We start from the raw sequence: 6,498 nt of genomic DNA, 5'->3' as shown, positions 1-6,498 counted from the left end.
CCGGGCGTGCCGGGCGTCCCGGGGGTGCCGGGCGTCCCGGGGGTGCCGGGGTCGCCGGGCGTCCCGGGCTCGGCCGCCACGCCGGGGAACGTCCCGGCGCGCAGCGAGAACCCGTCGGTGTCGTTGTCGTCCGCGTAGAACGTCTGGCGGAACCCGTCGACGCTCGTCGCCGCCGGGGCGATCGCGAAGCCTTCGTTGGCGAGCCCGCGGTCGGCGTTCGCCGGTGCCTCGTGGACGACGTCCTCGGCGAACGCCCCCGACTCGTCGACCGAGAACAGCGCCGTGCGGCCCGAGCAGGCCTCGTCGCAGACGACCCAGAGCGCGTCGAGGTCGGCGTCGAACTGCAGGTCGGCGACCAGGGCGAACGACGTCGCGATGGTGGCGACGCGCTCGAACGAACCGTCGTCCATCAGGGCGTAGGCGTAGACGCTCGCGGTGCCCTCGACGCCGACGAAGAAGAGCCCGTCACCGTGGCCGGCGTACGTCGCGGGGTCGTAGGAGGCGCCGGTCGCCTCGTCGACGAACCCCGCCTCGGTCAGCCAGGCGTCCGGCACCCAGGTGATGCCCTCGAGGCCCGCGTTGGCTCCCAGGCCGGGGAAGTCCGCGGCGAGGTTCCACTCGTCGGTGGCGACCAGGGTCGTGGCCGGGCTCGCGGCGTCGTAGCGCAGCACCGAGGGGCGGCTGACCGAGCCCGAGGCGTTGTTGCGCTCGGTCGACACGTAGACGCCGCCCGCGGACGAGTCGTCGGCGACCGTGACGCCCTCGGCGTCCACGATGTCGGTCGCGACCCCGCTCGGGTACAGCAGCTTCTTGCCGGCAGCCCAGCCGTCGGTCGTCTGCGGGGCCCACCCGCCGGCGCCGTCCGGGACGATGCGGTAGAGCAGGCCGTCGCCGTTCTGCACCGCCCACAGGGTGCCGGGGGTCGCGGTGCCGGTCGGCTCGTAGTCGAGACCGCTCAGGTCACCGGTGAAGGTGCCCTCGTCGTCCAGGGGGACCTCGTCGGGTCCGCCGGGCCAGGCCGTCGGCACGGAGACGCCGGCGAAGGTGTTGGCGGAGCCCTTGGTCGGGGCCGACGTGACGGTGAAGTCGCCCGTGCCGTCGGGGCCGCGGCCGTAGGTGGTGGCGGCGTGCGAGGTCCACGAGTACTCGTCGGCGAGGGTCGAACCGTCGGCCGCCGTCGTGCCGTCCGGCAGCAGCAGGCGCACCGAGTCGGCACCGCCCAGTCCGAAGTCGAAGCCGGCCGAGGTCGGGGTCTGCTCGTCGAGGACGACGAAGCCGCCGGGGGCGACGACGGTCCCGGCGGGGACGACGTAGCGGTGCGTCGGGTCGGAGTCGGTCAGCACGTAGCCGCCGAGGTCGACCGACGAGGTGCCCACGGTCGTGAGCTCGACCCAGTCGCCGGGCGCGCCTCCCTGGCTCTCGACCTCGTTGATGCGCACGGGCGACGAGCAGTCGTTCGCCGCGCCCTTCGTGGTCGCGGTCGTCGTCGTCAGCTCACCGGTGCCGTCGGGACAGCGGCCGTAGCTGACGGTGCTGTGGACGCTCCAGGCGTACGACGCGACGAGCGTGCCCGCGGTGTCGAACAGGCGTGCCGAGTCGGGCTGGCCGAGTCCGAAGTCGAAGCCGACCGGGTTCGAGCCCGAGGCCTGGTCGATCACGAAGAAGGCGCCGGGCTGCACGACCGAACCGGTGGGCAGGGTGAAGGGCGTGCGCACGTCGTCCTCGTCCCGGAAGGTGTAGCCCGAGACGTCGACGGGCACCGTGCCGACGTTCGTCAGTTCGACCCAGTCGGTGTCGTCGCCGTTCGACTCGACCTCGTTGATCACGACGTCGGTCGTGGCGGGCACGGCGGGGGTCGTCGGGTCGGTCGGGGCGGGGTCCGTCGGGTCGGTCGGAGCCGGTGTCGTCGCGCACTCGTTGGCGGTGCCTCGCGTCCCGGCGGCCGTCGTCGCGAACTCGCCGGTGCCGTCGGCGCAGCGGCCGTAGGTCGTCGTCGGGAACTGCGTCCAGGCGTACGAGTCGAGCAGGGTCGTGCCGTCGGCGGCGTAGAGCCGGACGGCGTCGGCGCGTCCGAGCCCGTAGGCGGCGGCGCCCCACACGGCGTCGTCGGCGACGTCGACGACCAGGCGCTCGCCGGCGGCGAGGACCGTGCCCGCGGGCAGCGCGAGCGTCCGCGTGTCCTTGTCGTCCCGCAACACGAAGCCCGACACGTCGGTCGGGGTCTGGCCGGTGTTGAGCAGTTCGACCCAGTCGTCGGTCGTGTCGATCTCGTTGACGACGACGTCGGCGTCGGCCGCGAGGGCGGGCAGGGCGCTCGTGGCCACGAGCCCGGCGGCGGCGATCGAGCCGGCCAGGGTCAGGGCGCCGAGGCGGAGCAGGGGCGTGCGCATTCGGGTGTCCGTTTCGTCGGGTGTGGACCGAACCATCTCGGACGGAAGCGACGCCCGGGTGAACGCCCCGTGAACGCCGGCACCTCGTGCCCCGGCGGCGCGACGGGACTAGCGTCACGCACATGGCATCCGAGGCGACGACCCTGCGGGTGGGCGACCGCGACGTCCGCATCAGCAGTCCGTCCCGCGTGCTCTGGCCCGACCTCGGCGTGACCAAGCTCGACCTGGCGCGCTACCTGGTCGAGGTCGGCACGCCCTTCGTCGCGGCGAACGGCGACCGTCCGATCTCGCTGCAGCGGTTCGGCGGCGACGTCGACGGCGACCAGTACTTCTCGAAGAACCCGCCCCGCGGCACGCCCGACTACGTGCGAGCCGTCGACGTCACCTACCCGAGCGGCCGCGTGCACCCGCAGCTCGTGATCGACGAGCCCGCCGCCGCGGTCTGGGCGGCCCAGATGAACACCCTGGTCTTCCACCCGTGGGCCTCGCGCGCCGAGCAGCCCGACCTGCCCGACCAGCTGCGCATCGACCTCGACCCGCAGCCGGGCACGAGCTTCGCCGACGCCGTGACGGCCGCGCTCGACCTCCGGGCCGTGCTCGACGAGGCCGGTCTCACCGCGTTCGTCAAGACGAGCGGCAACCGGGGTCTGCACGTCTTCGCGCCGATCGAGCCGACGCACGAGTTCCTGGAGGTGCGGCACGCCGTGATCGCCGCCGCCCGCGAACTCGAACGCCGCACCCCCGACCGCGTCACCACCGCGTGGTGGAAGGAGGAACGCGGCGACCGCCTCCTCGTCGACTACAACCAGGCCAATCGCGACCGCACCATGGCGGGGGCCTGGTCTCCCCGGGCGCTGCCCCGCGCCTCCGTGTCGCTGCCGGTCACGTGGGACGACCTGCCCGGCATCGACCCGGCCGAGCACACCGTGCTGACGGTGCCCGAGCGGCTGCAGACCCACGGCGACCCGTGGGCCTCGATGCACGAGTCGCCGGGGCGCATCGACACGTTGCTCGCCTGGTGGGAGCGCGACGTCGCCGACGGCCTCGGCGAACTGCCCTTCCCGCCGGACTTCCCGAAGATGCCCGGCGAGCCGCCCCGCGTGCAGCCCAGCCGCGCGCGGAAGCCCGCCGCCGACTGACCACGACACCGTGTCCCGTGCACGGCACCGCGTCTCGTCGGGGTGCGGTGCACGAAACGCGTTGCCCTGCGCCCGAGGAGGCGCTCGTCGCCTAGGCGAGCACCTCGCCCAGGTCGTACGCCGCCGGGACCTCGAGCTGGTCGAAACCGCACGAACGCGCTTCGCGGTCGTCGCGCCACCGTTCGACCTGCACGGTGTGGCGGAAGCGGGAGCCCTCCATCTGGTCGTACCGCACCTCGACCACGCGCTCGGGGCGCAGCGGGACGAACGACACGTCCTTGCCCGACGAGAAGCGGCTGCGCTCGGTCTCGGCGTGCCGCACCTCGCCGTCGTCGTCGCGGTCGACGAACGGTGCCAACTCGTCGACGAGCTCGAGGCGACGGGCGTCCGAGAACGCGGACGCGCCTCCGACGTTCGTCAGCTCGCCGTCGGCGTCGTACAGCCCGAGCAACAGCGACCCCACGCCCGAACCGCTCTTGTGGACGCGGTAGCCGAGCACCACCACGTCCGCGGTGCGGTGGTGCTTGACCTTGAGCATGGTGCGCTTGCCGGGAGCGTAGGAGGCGCGGGCCGGCTTGGCCACGACCCCGTCGAGCCCTGCGCCCTCGAACTCGGTCAGCCACCGGCGGGCGGTCGCGACGTCGTCGGTGGCCCGGCTGACGTGCAGGGGGCGGTCCGCGCCTCCTGCCGTGCCGTCGGCGCCTCCGTCGGGGCCTCCCTCGGGGCCTCCGTCGGCGCCTCCCTCGGGCCCGAGCGTCTCGAGCAGCAGCGCGCGGCGTTCGGCGAACGGGGTGTCGAGCAGGTCGCGCCCGCCGAGGGCGAGCAGGTCGAACGCGACGAACATCGCGGGGGTCTCGGCGCTGAGCTTCGCGACGCGCGAGGCGGCCGGGTGGATGCGCTGGCCGAGCGCGTCCCAGTCCAGGCGTTCGTGGCCGGGGTCGCCGGTCCGCACGACGATCTCGCCGTCGAGCACGCAGGGCCCTGGCAGGAGGCGGGCGAGGGCCTCGACCAGCTCGGGGAAGTAGCGGGTCAGCATCTTCGACCCGCGGCTGCCGATCTCGACGGTGAGCGGGGCGGCGGGGTCGTCGGCGTCGGAGTCGGCGCGTTCCGCGTAGACGATGCCGCGGAACCCGTCCCACTTGGGTTCGTAGACGAGTCCGCCCTCGACGGAGTCGGGCTCGGGCACGTCGGCCACGGCCTTCGCGAGCATGGGGACGATCGGTTCGGCGGCGGTCGGGATCATGCGCCGAGTCTGCTCTCGCCGGGCGGGCGTGCGGCCAGACCCCGCGAAACCGCCGAGACCCCCGTGTGCGCCGACGGGTCTCGGCGACGTCCTCGGGTGTGAACGCTCGACGTGACCCGCCCCGACCGGGTTGGATGGGCGAGTGCGTGTCTGTGTCGTCGTCCCCGTCCGCGACGACGGAGCCCTGCTCGACGCCTGCCTCCGTTCGCTCGCGCGGCAGACCCGGGTGCCCGACGAGGTGATCGTCGTCGACAACGGCAGCACCGACGACACCGTCGAGGTGGCCCTCCGGCACGGTGCCCGGGTGGTGACCGAGGCCGAGGTCGGCATCGCCGCGGCCGCGAGCACGGGGTACGACGCCGCCGCCGGCGTGGGTGCCGGACCGGGCGCCGCCGCACCCGTCGACCTCATCGGTCGGGTCGACGCCGACAGCGTCCTGCCCCGCACCTGGGTCGCCGACCTGGTCGGCACCCTCGTGGATGATCCGGACGTGCTCGCCGTCAGCACGAACGCCCGCTTCTACGATGCGCCCGTCGGCGTCGAGCGCCTGCTCTCCGCCCTCTACGTGGGCGCGTACCACCTCGTCATCGGGGCCGCCCTGGCGCACTGGCCGCTGTTCGGCTCGACGATGATGATGCGCCGCACCGCCTGGCTCGACGTGCGTGACGAGGTGCACCGACACGAGACCCTGCTCCACGACGACATGGACCTCGCCCTGCACCTCGGCGACCGCCAACTCGCCGGGCGGGGCCGCATCGCCTACCGCCGGGACGTCGTCACGGGCATCTCCGCCCGGCCGCTCGACCCGGGCAACGCCCCCTGGTTGCGGACGTACCGGGCGCTGCACTCGTTCACGGTGCACGGCACCGACGGCCTGCCGTGGTCGCGCTGGTTGCGCGCCGACCCGGCCGGCGTCTTCACGCGGCTCGGCTGGACGCCGTCAGCGGTGGTGGACGCGCGGGCGGCCGTGGCCGACGGCGTCGACCCCGGGTCCGTCGGCACCGGCACCGGCATCGGCTCCGGACGAGGAGGCGCGCGCGGCTCGGCCGCGGACGTCGCCCCCCACGAGGAACGGCAGCGCCAGCCCGGCCAGCAGCGAGCCGAGGCCTCCCGCGGCGAGGTCGCCGATCGTGTCGTCGTAACCGACGAAGATCGCCGAGTCGACGAGGGTGTGGCCCGCCCACTCGCCCATCTCCCACAGGGTGCCGGCCGCCAGGCCGAACGCGACCGTCGTCAGGACTGAGCCGACGCGGGCCGAGCGACCCGCGCCTCCTCGTCCACCGGTGTCGCCCGACGAGGCGATCCAGCCGGCCCGGCGGGCGAGGACGACGAACACCGCGGCCAGCAGGCCGTTGAGCAGGAAGTGCACCACCGTGTCGTAGCCCGTGACCCGGGTGTAGAGCTCGAAGACGCTGCTCCAGGCGGCGCCCAGGGCGGCGACGCCGACCATCAGGTCGACGCTCGCCCGGAGGCCGAGCATGCGGGGCACGAGGGTGCCGAGCAGCGCCAGCATCAGCACGGCGATCTCGACCACGCCCCAGCCGATGCCCGCGACGACGACGCTCAGGGCCGCGACCACGCGCACCGCGTCGGCGACGTACTCGAGGACCCCGTGCGGGCGGCGGAGGAAGGTCTCGGCGACGGTGGACATCTCAGGACTCCTCGGGGCGGTGTTCGGCGGTGCGGTGCTCGGCGGTGTGGTGCTCGACGGGGCCGTGCTCGGTGG

4 protein-coding genes are annotated in these 6,498 nt (G+C 74.0%); 2 read left to right on the top strand and 2 right to left on the bottom strand.

Annotated features, from left to right (window positions below; translation table 11 throughout):
- A partial coding sequence (locus IFT36_RS16825) for a lamin tail domain-containing protein (protein ID WP_200413497.1) occupies positions 1–2,390 on the bottom strand: 2,390 nt, incomplete at its 3' end.
- Positions 2,391–2,512: 122 nt separating this feature from the next.
- Here IFT36_RS16825 and ligD point away from each other — a divergent pair.
- A complete protein-coding gene (ligD, locus tag IFT36_RS14535; protein WP_200413496.1) occupies positions 2,513–3,529 on the top strand; it encodes a non-homologous end-joining DNA ligase in 1,017 nt (338 codons plus the stop codon).
- Between the two features lie 91 nt (positions 3,530–3,620).
- Here the strand turns inward: ligD and IFT36_RS14530 are convergent, their stop codons facing one another.
- On the bottom strand, positions 3,621–4,772 hold the full coding sequence (locus IFT36_RS14530) for an ATP-dependent DNA ligase (RefSeq protein WP_200413495.1): 1,152 nt from the start codon (positions 4,770–4,772) through the stop codon (positions 3,621–3,623).
- A 142-nt stretch (positions 4,773–4,914) separates the two neighbouring features.
- On the opposite strand from IFT36_RS14530, the gene IFT36_RS17025 reads away from it, so the two are divergent.
- The gene (locus tag IFT36_RS17025) at positions 4,915–6,015 is read left to right on the top strand and encodes a glycosyltransferase family A protein (RefSeq protein ID WP_307785123.1); all 1,101 of its coding nucleotides are present in this window, start codon (positions 4,915–4,917) and stop codon (positions 6,013–6,015) included.
- Positions 6,016–6,498: the final 483 nt, after the last annotated feature.

The sequence above is a fragment of the Frigoribacterium sp. CFBP 13605 genome (assembly GCF_014839405.1).
Taxonomy (GTDB): domain Bacteria; phylum Actinomycetota; class Actinomycetes; order Actinomycetales; family Microbacteriaceae; genus Frigoribacterium.
The sequence above is the reverse complement of the archived record's forward strand: the minus strand, read 5'-3'. Positions and strand labels throughout refer to the sequence as shown.